Here is a 17,317-nt window from a genome sequence, read left to right as displayed (position 1 = left end):
CTGAAGGTGTTCTCCTTTCCATAGACGCTCGTTATGACACAATAAGCGTCTTTGATTCGTTATTGGACATTTTTACCCTCACGAGGCAACATGACTACCCACATGTACAGGTTGATTATGTTGCAGTGGGCATTGATACACCCTAGCATATGTAAATTCACTTAGAAGGGTGAATGACTATATGGTTGGGTGCTCATGAACTAAAAAAGCACAGCCTCATAAGCTGTGCTAACCATAGTATTCTAAATCGATAATGATCATATCTTCACCAATTTTTTTGATTTGCTGCCAATGAACAGTTACTTCTTTTTCCTTTTTGCCAAAGCCAAACCATTTCATTGTCGGAATGATGAATGCTTCAATCTCCCCAGTCTCCTCATTCACTAATAAATCTGTTTGACCAAGTATCCCTAAACGTTCACCTTTTTGATAGTCGATAATTTCTTTACTGCTAATTTCGCTCAGTCTCATATCCCTCTCCTCCTAGGATCTTCCTTTGTAAAACGTATGTATACCAATGCCAAAAAAGACCAGTCCATTTTAAGTAAGAACTGGTCCTTAGAACGTTATTTACTTTACCAAGACTTCAGGAAGTGTTCCTGTAGTGTTAATGAGTGAGATCGAAGGCTTTTCATTAAGAATTGCTGCAGCTAATGTATTCACTTGAGCAAGCGACACACTATTAATTTCATCTAATACCTCATCTAACGTTCGATGCTTCTTAAGTAAAAGTTCATTTTTTCCGTTTCGAGTCATTCGACTATTTGTGCTTTCTAAACTTAACATTAAACTTCCCTTAAGCTGCTCTTTTCCGTTTGTTAATTCTTTTTCGTTCATTCCTTCATCAGCTAAACGTAATGTCGTTTGCTGCAAAGCCTTGGCAAGGTCGTCTAGTTGCTGATGAGCTGTACCTGCATAAACCGTCAGCATCCCACTGTCTTGATACGAAGAATGATACGAAAACACAGAATAACAGAGCCCACGTTTCTCTCTAATCTCTTGGAACAAGCGACTACTCATGCTACCACCAAGTAGATTATTAAGTAAAACAAGCGCATAAACATCCTTTTCACCAATTGAAAGCCCTGGATAACCTAAGCAAAGATGAGCCTGTTCTGTTTCCTTTTTACGGACGATCGTATTCGGAAGAAAGACGGGCGTTTCATCCTTATGCTCATATGTTGTTGGCGACACATCGGCAAATATCGTCTTAAGCTGCTCAATTACTTCATCTGAAATATTACCAGCAACAGAAATCACGACATGATCTCCAGTGTAAAAGCGATCCATGTACTCTCTTAATGTATCACCATTAAAAGTTTCAAGTGTTGATACAGTTCCTAAAATCGGAAACCCGAGTGAATGCGTCCCGTAACTCGCTTCACTAAGAAGGTCGTGGACAATATCGTCTGGGGTGTCATCGACCATTTTGATTTCTTCATAAACAACATTTTTTTCTTTACGTAGTTCTTCTTCATCAAATACCGAGTTAAAGAACATATCTGAGAGCACATCAACTGCAAATTCAGCGTGCTCATCAAGAACTTTCGCATAATAGCACGTATATTCCTTTGACGTAAATGCATTCACTTGTCCGCCAATACGGTCAAATGATTCAGCAATATCTGCTGCGGATCTTGTCTGCGTTCCTTTGAAAAACATATGTTCAAGAAAGTGAGAAATACCGTTTTCATGCTTGCGTTCATTCCTTGAGCCAGTGCCAATCCAAACACCGATTGAAATCGAGCGCACAGTCGATATATTCTCTGCTAATATTCGAACACCATTATCTAATTCAATTCTCGTTATCACTGTTTATCCCCCTATTGTCATCAAGGGTTACACCTAAAGTAATTCGTTCTTCTGATAATAATTCAGATACTGTTCCAATGTGGTAACCCTTTGCTTGGATACCATTGATCAACGACTCTAATCCCTTTGCTGTAGGTTCAGTTGGATGCATTAAAATCATTGCCCCATTATGAACCTTTCCCAAAACACGTTCGACCATTTCGAGATGGTTAGGTTTTCTCCAATCGACTGTATCGACTGACCATAACACTGTTTTCATCCCTTGTTTTGCAGCTTGTTCGACAACCGTTTGATTGAAACTCCCACTTGGGGGGGCAAACCACTTTGGTGTAACATCAATTGTTGCTTTTATGACTTGATTTGTTTTCATGATTTCTTCATCAATTCGTGCAATTGTTAGTTTACTCATATCAGGATGTGAATAAGCATGATTTCCTATTTCATGCCCTTCTTCAAAAAGCATCATCGCAAGACTTGGATTACTCTTCACCCATGACCCGTCTAAGAAAAAGGTTGTGTGTAAATCATACTTTTTTAATGTTTTCAACATTTCAGGTAAATACTCATTTCCCCATGCAACATTAACAAGAAAAGTGACCATTGGTTTATGTTCATTTCCTTTGTAAATACCCGAAGGTGGTAAATCATCTAAATGAACATTCGGACTCGTTTCCGTAAAAACCAGCCTACTCTCATCAAAAACTCCAAGCTTCTTCATCTTATCATAGGAAGCTTCTACGTCAACCTCTAACCCATTATAGCCTGGTACAGCTTTCCACACTCTATCGATTCTGGCATCAAGAGCAGGTTCCATATACGACTCACTACGTGCTGAAATTTCCTCGTATAGTGGGTCTTGATGCTTCAGGACCATTTGGCTTTCACTTTTTAAATCTCCAATATAATTAATAGAAAATGGATTTTGCACGGCACCAATAGATAGGATGATAATGATACAGAACACACTAACATGAACGACCTTTTTTTTCATCACCTATCCCTCCCCTAGTGCGATTGTATGCTAGGTTAGGACAGGTTAGAACGCAAAAAGAGACTAGGCATTCCTCCCCAGTCTCCTCTCCACTTACTTTTGAGCTTGTTCTTGGCGTTCTTTTTCTTCTTTCAAAATCACTTTTCGTGAAAGATTCACTCTGCCTTGATTATCAACTTCTGTTACACGAACGAGAATCTCATCACCAATTTTTAAAATATCTTCTACTTTGTTCACACGCTCTTCAGCAAGCTGAGAAATATGAACCAAACCATCTTTTCCTTTAAAGAGTTCAACGAAGGCACCGAATTTTTCAATACGCTTCACCTTACCTAGGTATGTTTGTCCAATTTCTACTTCACGAACAATATCTTCAATGATCGAACGAGCCTTTTCATTCATAGCCATATCAACCGATGAAATATAAACCGTTCCATCTTGTTCAATGTCAATTTTGACTCCCGTTTCTTCAATGATTTTATTGATCATTTTTCCGCTTGGTCCAATGACATCACGGATCTTATCAGGGTTGATCTTCATGGTCATGATCTTAGGAGCATAAGCAGAAAGCTCTTTACGAGATTCGCCAATCGCTTCAAGCATGCTATCTAAAATGATCATACGACCTCTCTTAGCTTGTTCTAATGCCTCTTCTAAGATCTCACGGTTAATACCAGAAATCTTAATGTCCATTTGAAGTGCAGTTACACCATCACGTGTTCCAGCAACTTTAAAGTCCATATCTCCAAGCGCATCTTCCATTCCTTGAATATCCGTTAAAACCGTTACATGCTCATCTTGTTTCACAAGTCCCATTGCAATTCCAGCAACAGGTGCTTTAATAGGGACACCCGCATCCATCATCGCAAGCGTACTTGCACAAATACTTGCTTGAGAAGTAGAACCATTTGATTCTAACACTTCTGATACAAGACGAATCGTATAAGGGAATTCATTTTCATTCGGAATAACTGGCTCAAGAGCACGTTCACCTAACGCACCGTGACCGATCTCACGACGACCTGGACCACGAATAGGGCCTGTTTCCCCAACACTAAATTGTGGGAAATTATAGTGATGCATAAAACGTTTTGACTCTTCAATTCCAAGTCCATCAAGAATTTGAACATCACCTAGTGCCCCAAGTGTACAAATGCTTAATGCTTGAGTTTGTCCACGTGTGAACAGCCCAGACCCGTGCGTGCGCGGAAGAAGATTTACTTGAGAAGCAAGCGGACGAATTTCGTCTACTTTACGTCCATCTGGTCGAACTTTATCAACTGTAATAAGGCGACGAACTTCTTCTTTTACAACTTTATGTAAAACTTCTTTCACATCACCTACATTGATTTCTTCACGTTCTTCAAATGCTTCTAGCGTTTTTTTCATAACCGCATCAATAGCTTCTTGACGTGCATGTTTTTCTTGAACTTGAACTGCTTCTTTTAATTCAGCTTCAGCAAGTGTACGAACTTCTTGCTCTAATTCAGGATCAACTTGCTTTAGCTTTACTTCTGATTTCTCTTTTGCGATCTCCGCTGCAATCTCTTCTTGGAATGCAATAAGCTTTTTAATTTCATCATGACCGAACATAATGGCTTCAAGCATGACTTCTTCAGATACTTCATCAGCCCCTGCTTCAACCATGTTGATCGCTTCCTTCGTACCAGCTACAACAAGGTTAATATCACTTTGTTCCAGCTGCTCTGAAGTAGGATTAATAACAAAATGACCATCTAAACGTCCAACAGTCACACCCGCAATTGGGCCATCAAAAGGAATATCAGATACAGTAAGGGCAAGTGAAGAACCAATCATTGCTGCCATTTCTGAAGAGCAATTTTGGTCAACACTCATGACAATACTGATTACTTGAACTTCATTACGGAAGCCCTCTGGAAAAAGAGGACGAATTGGGCGGTCAATTAAACGACTTGCTAGAATCGCCTTCTCACTTGGACGACCTTCACGTTTAATAAATCCACCTGGGATTTTTCCTGCAGCATAAAGACGCTCTTCATAGTTAACCGTTAACGGAAAGAAAGGAAGGTCCTTTGGTTCTTTTGATGCTGTTGCCGTCGAAAGTACGGCTGTATCACCATACCTTACAAGGACTGCGCCATTTGCTTGCTTTGCTAGTTGACCCGTTTCAACTGTTAGCTCACGTCCAGCCCACTCCATTTTAAATACGTGTCTCGTTTGTTCCATTACGCGTACTCCTCTCGTACACAATTATTAATACATCTAACATGTATTATTGCCTATTTCTTATAAAATTAAAAGAACAAATAGGTAGATCAATCCCTTTTGCTCCATAGATCGACATTTATTAGATAAAATTAGCCTATTTACCACTGCTCTGAAATCAAGAAAAAAGCGGGAATCCTCCCGCTTTCATCACAATTATCGGCGTAAGCCTAGCTTATCAACTAGATTACGGTAACGAGTAACATCTTTGTTACGTAGGTATGTTAGCAAGTTACGACGTTGACCTACCATTTTCAGAAGACCACGACGTGAGTGGTGATCCTTCTTATGAGTACGTAAATGCTCATTTAATGTGTTGATTTGCTCTGTTAGGATAGCGACTTGAACTTCTGGAGAACCAGTGTCCGTGTCATGCGTTTTGAACTCAGCAATTAGCTCGTTCTTACGCTCTTGTGTTAATGCCATCCCATTCACCTCCTTTTTATTATCTCCTATTCCCTAGCAAACGTCGGTGAATCGATCTGCCAAGAAAAGGATGTGTACTTGAAGTACAAACAATACTATACCTTTTTTTTCGGGTAAATGCAAGTATTGATCAGTACTTAATAGGAGATCTACTGAGATTCCTCCGACGCAAAAAAATCAATAGCTTGCTGTTTATCAGCTGTAATTTGTTCAATCAATTGCTCGACACCAGCAAATTTCTGTTCATCACGAAGATGTCTATACCACTCCACCTCGACTACTTCTCCATAAATCGTTTGATCAAACGAAAAAAGATGAACTTCAATTGTCGGTTCGAGTTCTCCATTGTTATGAAAAGTCGGTTTATAGCCAACATTACATACTCCCTGATATAGAGTATTATGAATCCGCATCTTTACCGCGTACACTCCCGTCTTAGGAATCAAATAACGATCACTTGGCAAAATATTAGCCGTTGGAAAGCCGATTGTCCTTCCACGCTTTTCTCCATCGACCACCGTTCCTTTGACCGAGTACACGTCACCTAAGTAATTCGAAACTTCCTCTACATTTCCTTGCATTAATAATTCACGAATTTTAGTAGAGCTTACTTTTTCATCATTCTTTTCAAGCTTCGGTACAATTGTAGAATCTAATCTATTACGAGCATGAAAAGGAAGTGTCTCCATCGTTCCTTTTCCAAGAGAGCCATATGTAAAATCGAACCCTGCAACTACATGAATAACATTCAATCCAATTAAATAATCATCCACAAACTGTTGTGGAGTAAGCGCAGCAAATGAAGTAGAAAATTGGACAATATATAAGGTATTAATTCCTAATTTCTCGATTTTCTTGATTTTATCAGGTAATGGAGTGAGATATTTCATCTCCTGCTTTGGTTTTCTTAAAATTTCCTTAGGATGGGGATGAAACGTCATAACTGAAGCGGTTGTATCAAGCTGTTCAGCAATCTTTTTTGCTGTTAATATTACCTTTTGATGACCCTTATGAACCCCATCAAAATAACCTAATGCCATAACAGTCGGTCTATCTTTTAACGTTTTTGCTTCGATAGGATGATGTAAATAAATCGTCTTCATTAAGAGTCCCCTTTTCAAGTACTTAAATTTCTAAAGTTACTCTCCCGTCCAAAACATTTTTTCTGGCTTGATGAGACCTTCCTTAGTTGGGTGATGCATATAAACGGCCAAGCATTCTCCATCTTCATTATATACGGTAAAGCGATTTTCTTCTAATCCTTTCTTTAATGGCAACACAGAACCGTTCTTTATTTGTTGTTCCGTTTCTTTATCTACGACCCATTTTGGTAAATCCGTCAAAGCTGTATCAAAAGGGATTAATAGCTGCTGCAATTCTCCTTGTTCTTTTGCTGCTTCTAATTCCTCAAATGTAATACTATTCTTTAAGGAATACGGACCAGAAGCCGTTCGAACAAGATCAGACATATGTGCAGGATAACCAAGCTTTGCACCAAGATCGACCGCTAATGTTCGGACATACGTCCCTTTACTACAATGGACACTGAACTTAAAAGATGCCGTGCCCTCTTTGTAGAGAATATCTGAAAGTAAGGTTAAGGAGTGGATCGTCACTTTGCGTTCTGGACGTTCTACTGTTTGTCCAGCACGAGCATATTCATAAAGCTTCTTTCCATTTATTTTAACAGCAGAATACATGGGTGGGATTTGCGTAATCGTTCCCTTAAAGGAATCGAGCACTTGCAATAGTTCTTTTTCACCCCATCTATCCGTTACTTCTTTTACTTCCACCATTTCCCCACTTTTGTCTTCCGTGGTAGTTGAGTAACCAATCGTAACTTCTCCACTGTATTCCTTTGAATAACCAGACATATACTCAACGACCTTCGTTCCCTTACCGATACAAATCGGTAAAACACCATTTACATCTGGATCAAGCGTCCCCGTATGACCAACCTTCTTTGTTTGGAAAATACGTCTTATTTTCATGACACAGTCATGAGACGTCATCCCTCTTGGCTTATGTAAAATTAAAATCCCATTTGGACTCATCTGATTTCCTCCGTCTATTTGATTCATAAAAAAAGAGAATAGAAGAGCATTTTGCCCTCTATCCTCTTCATCCTTGCTCTTAACGCTCATCTTTATTTAAATTTTGAATAAGCGTGTTAATTCGATTACCGTACTCAATAGATTCATCAAACTCAAACGTAATTTCAGGTGTTTTACGAAGACGAATCCGTTTTCCGATTTCAGAACGAATAAATCCTTTTGCTTTTGATAAGCCTTGTAGGGTTGCTTCCTTCTGTTCATCGCTTCCTAGAACAGTGATAAATACTTTCGCTTGTTGAAGATCCCCTGTTACATCAACTCCTGTAACTGTCACAAAACTAACTCTAGGATCCTTCAATTCACGTATAATGATATCACTTAGCTCTTTCTTCATTTGTTCACCAACACGGTGTGCACGAACATTACTCATTAATTTTCACCTCTGTTCTCTCTATTACAACCACTCAAACTCCGTAACGGTTCGTTCGGCTTCTGGTTGACTGTCGATTAAAGCGAGCGCTTTTTGTAATTCTCGCTCACAAACTGCTCGATCATTTGAGACAGTGACCATAGAGAGTTCGGCACGTTGCCAAACATCATGGAAATCTGTCTCCGCTATCGAGAGATTAAATCGCTGTTTTATTTTTGTATGAATACTTTTTAAAACAGAACGTTTCGCTTTAAGAGATTGAACATCATAAATGAGAAGTTCACAACGCACGAACCCTATGATCATTTACGTTCAATTTCCTCCATAACGTACGCTTCAATAATGTCGCCTTCTTTAACATCATTGTAGTTCTCAAGAGTGATACCACATTCATACCCAGCCGCAACCTCTTTAGCATCATCTTTGAAACGTTTTAATGCATTAATCGAGCCTTCATAAACGACGATCCCATCACGGATAAGGCGTACAGTTGAATCTCTTGTAATTTTACCATCTGTTACATATGCACCAGCAATTGTTCCGACTTTAGAAACTTTGAACGTTGTACGAACTTCAACCTGTCCGATCACTTTCTCTTCGAATTCAGGATCAAGCATCCCTTTCATCGCTGCTTCGATTTCATCAATTGCGTTGTAAATAACACGGTGAAGACGGATATCAACTTTCTCTGCGTCTGCTGTTCGCTTCGCATTCACATCAGGACGGACATTAAAACCAATGACAATTGCGTTAGATGCAGATGCTAACATAACATCATATTCAGTAATCGCACCAACACCTGTGTGAATGACGTTAATCTTAGCCCCTTCAACTTCAATTTTCTCTAATGAGCCACGCATCGCTTCAACAGAACCTTGAACATCTGCTTTAATAATTACATTGATCTCTTTTACTTCACCTTGTTGGATTTGGTTAAAGAGGTCATCTAAACTAACTTTCGTATTTTGCGCCAGATTTGCTTCGCGATGACGGGACATACGCGCTTCACCAATTTGGCGAGCTGTCTTTTCATCTGCAAATGCACGGAACTGATCCCCTGCTTGAGGAACGTCGCTTAAGCCTGTAACTTCAACTGGTGCAGATGGTCCTACTTGCTTCACTCGACGGCCAAGATCATTGACCATCGCACGAACGCGACCAAATGTTGATCCAACAACAATTGGATCTCCTACTTTTAACGTACCACTTTGAACTAAAAGTGTGGCAACTGGACCGCGTCCTTTATCAAGCTCGGCCTCAATGACTGTACCAGAAGCTAATTTATCAGGATTTGCTTTTAATTCTTCCACTTCAGCAACAAGTTGAATCATTTCGAGCAGTTCATCAATACCTGAACCTGTCAATGCTGAAACGTTAACAAAGATCGTTTCTCCGCCCCATGCTTCTGGAACAAGTTCATATTCTGTTAATTCCTGCATAACACGGTCAGGATTGGCTGCCTCTTTATCAATCTTATTAACAGCAACGATAATTGGAACTCCTGCAGCTTTTGCATGACTAATGGCTTCTTTTGTTTGTGGCATGACACCATCATCAGCTGCAACAACAAGAATTGTAATATCAGTTACTTGTGCACCACGAGCACGCATTGTTGTAAACGCAGCGTGACCAGGAGTATCTAAAAAGGTAATTTTCTTGCCATTTGTTTCAACTTGATACGCACCAATATGCTGCGTAATTCCACCTGCTTCTCCTTCTGTCACTTTTGTATGACGGATCGAATCAAGTAAAGTCGTTTTACCATGGTCAACGTGCCCCATAATCGTCACGACTGGTGGACGTTCTTTTAAGTCTTCCTCTTTATCTTCATCAACATAGCTTTCAATATCCACTACATCGATAACAATTTCTTCTTCCACTTCCACACCGTAGTCATTTGCAATCAGTTCAATCGTATCTTTATCTAACTCTTGATTAATTGTTGCCATAACGCCAAGGAACATGAGCTTCTTAATAAGCTCAGATGGCTCTTTGTGTAGCTTCTTAGCTAACTCAGCAACTGTTAACGATTCAACAAACGTAATTTTTTCTGGTAATGGTTTTGGCTTTGGCGGCTCTTGACGCTGTTGCTGCCCACCACCGCGTGGCTTCTGTTGCTTATTACCACGGTTCTGAGGCTTCTGTTGCTGCCCACCTTTGCGATTATTCTGCCCAGGTTTTGAAGACTGATTACGATTTCCATCATTTTTCTTAGGAGCACGATTTTCTTGTTTTTCATTGTTATTACTATTGCTTGAAGCATTAGCTTGATCGCCTTCAAGAAGAACCTTCATCATCTGATCATCAAGAACAGACATGTGATTTGACACTTCCATGCCTGCGTCTTTTAATTGATCAATCACAGCTTTACTAGAAACATTCTTCTCTTTTGCATATTCATATATTCTTTTCTTCATATACGTACCTCCAGAATCATTGGTCAAGTAATGCGGTCATTTTCTTCGCAAATCCATCATCCATGACGCCAATGACGACTCTCTCCGCTTTCCCAATTGCTTGCCCTAATGTCCCACGATCGGAGACAATTCGAACTGGGATATTGTAATGGCCGCATTTATCCAATACCTTTTTCTTTGTTTGTTCAGCGGCATCAGTAGAAAGAAGAATTAATCGAACTGATTTTCTTCTAACTTCTTTTAAAACAAGCTCTTCCCCGGTTACAAGCTTCCTTGCCCGCGCCGCTAGTCCTAGTAATGAAATCCATTGTTGTGGCTGTGTCATTTGCGACCTCGTTTGCTCGCTTCTTTCAATTCATCATAAATTTCTGGACTAACTTTAACCTGCAAATGCCTTGATAAGACATCCTTTTTTTGGGCTAATTCGAAGCTCTCTTCATTATTACTAATATAAGCTCCTCGACCATTCATTTTTCCTGTTAGATCAACAGTCACGACCCCTTCAGGAGAACGAACAATTCGGATTAATTCTTGTTTTGGCTTCATTTCATTTGTAACAATACATTTTCGAAGAGGAACTTTGCGCTGCTTCATCGGCTCCATCTCCCTTTCTTAGTCTTGCTCATTGCTTTCTACTTCTGAAACATAGCTGTCTTCATTCGCTGCATCTTGCTCTTCAACCGTAACAAATCCCGCCTCGTCATCTAACAATCCTAACTCTCTAGCATCTGTTTCACTCTTGATGTCTATCTTCCAACCAGTTAATTTTGCCGCTAGTCGCGCATTTTGACCACGTTTTCCAATTGCAAGCGAGAGCTGATAATCAGGCACAATAACTTGAGTCATCTTTTCTTCTTCATTGACATTGACTTTAAGAACCTTCGACGGGCTTAGAGCATTTGCTACATATTCAACAGGATCTTCAGACCAACGAACAATGTCTATCTTTTCACCCTTCAACTCATTCACAATTGTTTGGACACGCTGACCACGCGGACCAACACAAGCCCCAACTGGATCTACTTCAGGATTTTCAGCATGAACGGCAATTTTCGAACGATCACCAGCTTCACGCGATACTGACTTTATTTCAACTGTTCCATCGTAAATTTCAGGTACTTCAAGCTCAAATAATCGCTTTAGAAGCCCAGGGTGTGTACGTGAAATTAAAATTTGTGGACCTTTTGTCGTTTTTTCAACTTTTGTAATAAAAGCCTTGATTCGGTCATTATGCTTATAAGTCTCATTAGGCATTTGTTCATTTAATGGAAGAAGAGCTTCTACCTTGCCTAAATCAACATAAATGAAACGATGGTCCTGTCGTTGAACAATTCCAGTCATGATATCTTCTTCTCGATCAATGAAATCAGAATAAATAATACCACGTTCTGCCTCACGAACTCTTTGTGTTACAACTTGCTTTGCTGTTTGTGCAGCAATACGGCCAAAGTCTTTTGGCGTTACTTCGATTTCCACAACGTCATCAACATCAAAATTCGGGTTGATCTTTCGGGCTTCGTCTAAAGATATCTCTAATCTTGCATCAAATACCTCTTCAACAATTGTCTTTCTTGCATAGACACGAATGGTTCCAGTATCTCTATTAACATCAACACGCACATTTTGAACTTGATTAAAGTTACGTTTATAACCTGAAATAAGGGCTGCTTCTATTGCTTCGATAATAACCTCTTTTTCGATCCCTTTTTCTCTTTCTAGCGTTGCTAATGCATCCATAAATTCACTATTCATGGACTTTTTTTCCCCCTTTCAATATCAAGATAAGCATACGAGCTTCTAATGAATTAGAAGATAATTGCCAACCTTGCTTTTGCTACCTTTTCATAAGGAATAGTGTAAGTTTTTGTTCTTGTTTTAATCTTTACATTAATTTCAAGCTGTTCACCATTAAAGTTAGTAAGCTCTCCTTCAAATACCTTTTCCCCATCAATAGGCTCATACGTTGTCACATGAACATTCTTCCCTACAGCCTTCTTAATGTCTTTTTCTTTCTTTAGAGGACGTTCTGCTCCAGGTGAAGACACTTCAAGGAAATAAGCTTGATCAATCGGATCAAGCTCGTCAAGCTTCTCACTAAGTTGCTCACTCACTTGTCCGCAATCTTCGAGGTCAACACCCTTATCAGAGTCAATAAAAACTCTAAGAAACCAATTGGGCCCCTCTTTTTTAAATTCAATATCAACAAGCTCTAACCCAAGCTCATTAACAATTGGTGTAACCATCTCACTCACTAAATCTGTTACTTTTTGACTCATCTGTACCCTCCTTGCTGTTTAATTGGTTTCATGTATAAAAAGCTATTAGAATGTGTACGTAGCTTATCTATCCAGTAACAAAGGTCTATTTTTTACATAAAAAATAGTTAAACGAACAACGAAAGAGTGGGTTTCCCCACTCTTTTGCGTAACGTATTCTAAGTATTACCATAAATACAATACCATACTCTTTCTACCTTTGCAAATGAACTAGAAGCTTATAACTAGAAGAGAGAAAGCTGATTGGAATCAGGCATTCCTTCTAAACAGCCATGTTCATCAAGATGTTCAAGGACTGTTTTTGTCAGCTTGCTTCGTTGCTGCAAATCTTCCTTCGACAAAAACTCTCTCTCTTTTCTTGCATTTACAATATTAAGTGCAGCATTCGTTCCAACACCTGTCATCGCATTAAATGGTGGAAGTAAAGAGTTTCCTTCAACAATGAATTCCGTTGCACTTGAACGGTACAAATCAACCTTTTGGAATGAAAACCCTCGTTCAGACATTTCAAGTGCAAGCTCGAGAACCGTTAAAACTGCCTTTTCTTTTGGCGCAGCATCGAGTCCTTTGGCATTAATTTCTTCGACCTTTGCTTTGATAGCTGTCGAGCCTTTAATCATCGTATCCAAATCAAAATCATCTGCACGAACAGTAAAATATGAAGCGTAATAAAGAATCGGATGATGCACTTTAAAATAAGCAATTCGAACGGCCATTAAAACATAGGCTGCCGCATGGGCTTTTGGAAACATGTACTTGATTTTTAAACATGATCCAATATACCAATCAGGCACATCATGTTTTTTCATTTCCTCAATCCATTCAGGCGGAAGTCCTTTCCCTTTACGAACAGATTCCATAATTTTAAACGCTAAAGAAGGTTCAAGACCTTTATAGATGAGATAAACCATAATGTCATCACGACATCCAATTACATCTTTTAACTCACATGTTCCGTTGTAGATCAATTCATTGGCATTGTTAAGCCAAACATCTGTACCATGAGAAAGACCTGATATTTGCACAAGCTCTGAAAACGTACTTGGCTTTGTTTCTTCAAGCATTTGTCTAACAAATCTCGTCCCAAATTCAGGAATACCAAGCGTACCTGTTTTACACATGATTTGCTCTTCGGTCACACCCAATACTTCTGGACTACTAAAAATTTTCATAACCTCTGGATCGTCTGTCGGAATCGTTTTCGGGTCAATTCCACTTAAATCTTGGAGCATCCGAATAACCGTCGGGTCGTCATGTCCAAGAATATCTAGCTTCAACAAGTTATCATGAATCGAATGAAAGTCAAAATGTGTCGTTTTCCATTCAGCATTTTTGTCGTCTGCTGGAAATTGAATCGGGCTAAAATCATGGATATCCATGTAATCAGGAACAACGATAATACCCCCTGGATGTTGTCCTGTTGTTCTCTTTACCCCCGTACAACCAGATACGAGACGGTCAATTTCTGCCCCGCGCATATGCAAATCATGATCTCCCTGGTAGCCCTTTACATAACCATACGCTGTTTTTTCCGCAACCGTGCCGATCGTTCCAGCACGGTATACATATTCTTCACCGAATAATTCTTTCGTATAATGATGGGCACGTGGTTGATATTCACCAGAGAAATTCAAATCAATATCTGGTACCTTATCTCCTTTAAATCCTAAGAACGTTTCAAAGGGAATATCTTGTCCATCTTTAATATAAGGGGTTCCACACTCTGTGCAATCTTTATCAGGAAGGTCATAGCCTGAACCGACTGAGCCATCATTAAAAAAATAAGAATAATGACAATTTGGACAAACATAATGAGGAGGAAGTGGATTAACCTCAGTTATCTCTGTCATCGTTGCGACAAAAGAGGAACCGACAGATCCACGTGAACCAACAAGGTAACCGTCTATCAACGATTTCTTTACAAGCTTATGTGATATCAAGTAAATAACGGCAAAACCGTGCCCGATAATACTTTTTAATTCTTTTTCAATTCGTGCTTCAACGATTTCAGGTAAATTTTCTCCGTATATACTTCGCGCCCGGTCATAGCTCATTTGTCTTATTTCATCGTCTGCACCCTCAATTTTAGGCGTGTAGAGCTGATCAGGAATCGGGTGCACTTCATCTATCATACTAGCCACTTTTTGTGTATTACCCACGACAATTTCTTTTGCTTTTTCTTCACCTAAAAAAGCAAAAGCCTCAAGCATCTCATCTGTTGTCCGGAAATGAACCTGTGGAAGCGTTTGTTTATTTAATGGATTTGCTCCTCCTTGAGAAGCAATTAAAATTTTCCGATAAATATAATCTTCTTCCTGTAGATAATGGACATTTCCCGTTGCAACAACTGGCTTGTCCAACTTTTCACCAAGTTGAACAATATTGGAGACAATTTCCTCAAGCTCCGTTTCATTTTTAACGAGCTCTCTTTCAATCAAATGCTGATAATTTCCAAGAGGTTGTACTTCTAAGTAATCATAAAAAGCAGCAATTTGCTCAACCTCGTCAGGTGATTTTTGCATCATGCCTTCAAAAACTTCCCCTTTGTCACATGCAGAACCTATTAATAACCCTTTCCGATGCTTTTGCAATTGTGAGCGAGGAATCCTAGGTGTCCGAAAATAGTACTCCACATGAGACATCGAAACAAGTTTAAATAAGTTCTTCAGCCCTTCTTGCGTCTGGGCAAGAATTATAATATGAGACGGACGTTGACGATGAAAATTTCCTTGACCCATATGTTCATTTAATTGATCATGATATTCTATTTCACGTTCAGTCGCATCTTTTACCATTTTCCATAGTAAATACCCTGTTGCTTCTGCATCGTAAATCGCTCTGTGGTGACTGACAAGCTCAATATCAAATTTCTTACATAACGTATTTAAACGATGGTTTTTCAGCTCTGGATAGAGAAAACGCCCCAATTCAAGTGTATCAATCACTGGGTTTTTCGCTTCACCAAGACCAATTTTTTGGTATCCTACATTTAAAAAGCCCATGTCAAAGCTCGCATTATGGGCAACAAGGATAGAGTCGCCGACAAATTCGTGAAAATCACGTAACACTTGATCAATTTCTGGCTGACCTTTTACCATATCATCGGTAATTCCTGTTAATTCAATAATCGTATTTGTCAGTGGTTCGTGAGGATCGGCAAACGATTCAAAACGATCAATGATTTCCCCACCTTTAATCTTAACGGCAGCTAACTCAATTATTTTATTATAAACAGCTGAAAGACCCGTTGTTTCAACGTCAAACACGACATATTCATCTTCCATTAATAATCGATGGTCTTCGTTATACGCAATGGGAACTCCATCATCAACGAGATTAGCTTCTAACCCATATAAAACCTTGATACCATGTTTCTTTCCAGCTGAATAAGCTTCTGGAAAGGCTTGTACTACACCATGATCTGTGATTGCTACTGCTGGATGCCCCCATTTTGCTGCCTGCTCCACGTACCTTCCAGCAGATACTACGCCGTCCATTTGACTCATGGTCGTATGCATATGAAGTTCAACTCGTTTGTCCTCTTCCCCAGCAAGATCACGACGTTCAATCGGAGACAATTGATTGACATCATTAGCAATCATAACTAAATCTCTTACAAACGTATCGTTTTGAATACCACCACGAACTTTTAGCCACATTCCCTTTTTTACAGCTTGTAATAGAGGAACGTCTTCTTTATCACGAGAGAACATTTTTACTAAAATCGAGTCTGTATAATCGGTTATTTTAAACGTTAATAATGTTCGTCCACTTCGCAATTCTCTCGTTTCTGAGTGAAAAACATAGCCCTGTACAGTGACTCGGCGTTCTTCATCAATAATAGCTTCAAGCGGGATTGGATCGTCTTTAATTGGATACCCAAGCACAAGATTTTTTCCACTGATTTCTTTTTCTGTCTGCTCTTCAAGCTTCTTCTTTTCAAGAATGGCTTCAACAACCTTTGAGTGATCTTCTTGTTCACGCTGCTCAACAAATTTCTCAAATTCTTGTTTTGATTCACGAATGTCTGTATCGATTTGAATACTCGGTAAGCTAAGTGATTGAACGCATTGCATGAGTGGTTCACTTAATTTTCGTTTTAACGCAACTGCCTCCGTTTCATTTCGAACTTGAATAATGAGACGTTTCCCGTCGTATGAAGGGGTTTGCTTAGACAGCAAGTCACGAATCCCTTCAGAAATCGATGAGATCTTTGAAATAATTAAAGGCCAATAATCAACCCACTGAGATTCTTGTAACTGAGTCGTAGCATAATGAAAAGTGAAGCTAACTTTGGCAATGTGTTCAAACGTAACTCTCATTCGTTCAGTAAAAAGCTCATAAATGGCTGAAGGCATCACAACTGGAAGCTCAATATGAAAATGCCAAGCCTTTTTTTCTTTTGAGATCATGAGCTTCCGTATCTTACCGTTTTTAAAATGAGTACTTATTATTTCTTCTGGCATTTGAATCTGTTGGAGAAGTAATTGAAGTCGTTCTTTTCGTAGTTGCTCATCCAAGGACATGCCGTTTCCCTCCCCAATAAATCTAGTTCAATATCATTCTCTTTTAGACGAATGAAAAAGAGAAAAGACTAACTCACGATAGTCTCTCCTCCACTTTATATAACCTACTATCAATAAGAATGTCTTCTTACACAATAG

General features: G+C 39.3%; 15 protein-coding genes. All 15 read right to left on the bottom strand.

Annotated elements, in window-relative coordinates; genetic code table 11:
* Positions 1 to 228 precede the first annotated feature (228 nt).
* Positions 229 to 471: a YlmC/YmxH family sporulation protein gene (locus tag IQ10_RS13430; protein WP_144451007.1), complete on the bottom strand. Its 243-nt coding sequence runs from the start codon at positions 469 to 471 to the stop codon at positions 229 to 231.
* Positions 472 to 570: 99 nt separating this feature from the next.
* On the bottom strand, positions 571 to 1,812 hold the full coding sequence (locus IQ10_RS13425) for a M16 family metallopeptidase (protein ID WP_144451006.1): 1,242 nt from the start codon (positions 1,810 to 1,812) through the stop codon (positions 571 to 573).
* Entirely contained in the window at positions 1,796 to 2,803 is a 1,008-nt protein-coding gene (locus IQ10_RS13420; RefSeq protein WP_144451005.1) for a polysaccharide deacetylase family protein, read from the bottom strand. Before IQ10_RS13420 ends, IQ10_RS13425 begins: the two co-directional genes overlap by 17 nt.
* A gap of 93 nt (positions 2,804 to 2,896) precedes the next feature.
* Positions 2,897 to 5,011 carry a polyribonucleotide nucleotidyltransferase gene (gene pnp / locus IQ10_RS13415; RefSeq protein ID WP_144451004.1) on the bottom strand — a complete coding sequence of 705 codons (2,115 nt, stop codon included), beginning with the start codon at positions 5,009 to 5,011 and terminating at the stop codon, positions 2,897 to 2,899.
* Positions 5,012 to 5,206: 195 nt separating this feature from the next.
* Complete coding sequence (gene rpsO, locus IQ10_RS13410; protein WP_012959342.1) at positions 5,207 to 5,476, bottom strand: 30S ribosomal protein S15; 270 nt, start codon at positions 5,474 to 5,476, stop codon at positions 5,207 to 5,209.
* 149 nt (positions 5,477 to 5,625) lie between these two features.
* A complete protein-coding gene (ribF, locus tag IQ10_RS13405) occupies positions 5,626 to 6,579 on the bottom strand; it encodes a bifunctional riboflavin kinase/FAD synthetase (RefSeq protein WP_144451003.1) in 954 nt (317 codons plus the stop codon).
* Positions 6,580 to 6,615: 36 nt separating this feature from the next.
* Positions 6,616 to 7,530: a tRNA pseudouridine(55) synthase TruB gene (truB, locus tag IQ10_RS13400; protein WP_144451002.1), complete on the bottom strand. Its 915-nt coding sequence runs from the start codon at positions 7,528 to 7,530 to the stop codon at positions 6,616 to 6,618.
* A gap of 79 nt (positions 7,531 to 7,609) precedes the next feature.
* Positions 7,610 to 7,960, bottom strand: a complete 351-nt coding sequence (gene rbfA / locus IQ10_RS13395) for a 30S ribosome-binding factor RbfA (protein WP_144451001.1) — start codon at positions 7,958 to 7,960, stop codon at positions 7,610 to 7,612.
* Between the two features lie 24 nt (positions 7,961 to 7,984).
* The gene (locus IQ10_RS13390) at positions 7,985 to 8,263 is read right to left on the bottom strand and encodes a DUF503 domain-containing protein (protein ID WP_144451069.1); all 279 of its coding nucleotides are present in this window, start codon (positions 8,261 to 8,263) and stop codon (positions 7,985 to 7,987) included.
* On the bottom strand, positions 8,263 to 10,377 hold the full coding sequence (infB, locus tag IQ10_RS13385; RefSeq protein WP_144451000.1) for a translation initiation factor IF-2: 2,115 nt from the start codon (positions 10,375 to 10,377) through the stop codon (positions 8,263 to 8,265). Before infB ends, IQ10_RS13390 begins: the two co-directional genes overlap by 1 nt.
* A 16-nt stretch (positions 10,378 to 10,393) precedes the next feature.
* Positions 10,394 to 10,702 (bottom strand): YlxQ family RNA-binding protein, encoded by a 309-nt coding sequence (locus IQ10_RS13380; RefSeq protein ID WP_144450999.1) that lies wholly within the window; start codon positions 10,700 to 10,702, stop codon positions 10,394 to 10,396.
* Positions 10,699 to 10,971, bottom strand: a complete 273-nt coding sequence (rnpM, locus tag IQ10_RS13375) for an RNase P modulator RnpM (RefSeq protein ID WP_144450998.1) — start codon at positions 10,969 to 10,971, stop codon at positions 10,699 to 10,701. The genes IQ10_RS13380 and rnpM overlap by 4 nt, the downstream gene beginning before the upstream one ends.
* Positions 10,972 to 10,989: 18 nt before the next feature.
* Positions 10,990 to 12,129: a transcription termination factor NusA gene (nusA, locus tag IQ10_RS13370; protein WP_144450997.1), complete on the bottom strand. Its 1,140-nt coding sequence runs from the start codon at positions 12,127 to 12,129 to the stop codon at positions 10,990 to 10,992.
* 53 nt (positions 12,130 to 12,182) lie between these two features.
* Positions 12,183 to 12,653, bottom strand: coding sequence for a ribosome maturation factor RimP (gene rimP / locus IQ10_RS13365; protein WP_144450996.1), 471 nt, complete (start codon positions 12,651 to 12,653; stop codon positions 12,183 to 12,185).
* A gap of 224 nt (positions 12,654 to 12,877) precedes the next feature.
* The gene (locus IQ10_RS13360) at positions 12,878 to 17,179 is read right to left on the bottom strand and encodes a PolC-type DNA polymerase III (RefSeq protein ID WP_144450995.1); all 4,302 of its coding nucleotides are present in this window, start codon (positions 17,177 to 17,179) and stop codon (positions 12,878 to 12,880) included.
* Between the last annotated feature and the right edge of the window lie 138 nt (positions 17,180 to 17,317).

Source organism: Halalkalibacter nanhaiisediminis, from assembly GCF_007830185.1.
GTDB classification, from domain to species: domain Bacteria; phylum Bacillota; class Bacilli; order Bacillales; family Bacillaceae_D; genus Halalkalibacter; species Halalkalibacter nanhaiisediminis.
This window is presented reverse-complemented; position numbering and strand designations above follow the sequence as displayed.

Excerpts from the sequence above, each read along its gene's own strand:
- IQ10_RS13430 (WP_144451007.1), bottom strand. The coding sequence starts at position 471 with ATGAGACTGAGCGAAATTAGCAGTAAAGAAATTATCGACTATCAAAAA.
- IQ10_RS13420 (WP_144451005.1), bottom strand. The coding sequence starts at position 2,803 with ATGAAAAAAAAGGTCGTTCATGTTAGTGTGTTCTGTATCATTATCATC.
- pnp (WP_144451004.1), bottom strand. The coding sequence starts at position 5,011 with ATGGAACAAACGAGACACGTATTTAAAATGGAGTGGGCTGGACGTGAG.
- rpsO (WP_012959342.1), bottom strand. The coding sequence starts at position 5,476 with ATGGCATTAACACAAGAGCGTAAGAACGAGCTAATTGCTGAGTTCAAA.
- ribF (WP_144451003.1), bottom strand. The coding sequence starts at position 6,579 with ATGAAGACGATTTATTTACATCATCCTATCGAAGCAAAAACGTTAAAA.
- truB (WP_144451002.1), bottom strand. The coding sequence starts at position 7,530 with ATGAGTCCAAATGGGATTTTAATTTTACATAAGCCAAGAGGGATGACG.
- rbfA (WP_144451001.1), bottom strand. The coding sequence starts at position 7,960 with ATGAGTAATGTTCGTGCACACCGTGTTGGTGAACAAATGAAGAAAGAG.
- infB (WP_144451000.1), bottom strand. The coding sequence starts at position 10,377 with ATGAAGAAAAGAATATATGAATATGCAAAAGAGAAGAATGTTTCTAGT.
- IQ10_RS13380 (WP_144450999.1), bottom strand. The coding sequence starts at position 10,702 with ATGACACAGCCACAACAATGGATTTCATTACTAGGACTAGCGGCGCGG.
- rnpM (WP_144450998.1), bottom strand. The coding sequence starts at position 10,971 with ATGAAGCAGCGCAAAGTTCCTCTTCGAAAATGTATTGTTACAAATGAA.
- nusA (WP_144450997.1), bottom strand. The coding sequence starts at position 12,129 with ATGAATAGTGAATTTATGGATGCATTAGCAACGCTAGAAAGAGAAAAA.
- rimP (WP_144450996.1), bottom strand. The coding sequence starts at position 12,653 with ATGAGTCAAAAAGTAACAGATTTAGTGAGTGAGATGGTTACACCAATT.
- IQ10_RS13360 (WP_144450995.1), bottom strand. The coding sequence starts at position 17,179 with ATGTCCTTGGATGAGCAACTACGAAAAGAACGACTTCAATTACTTCTC.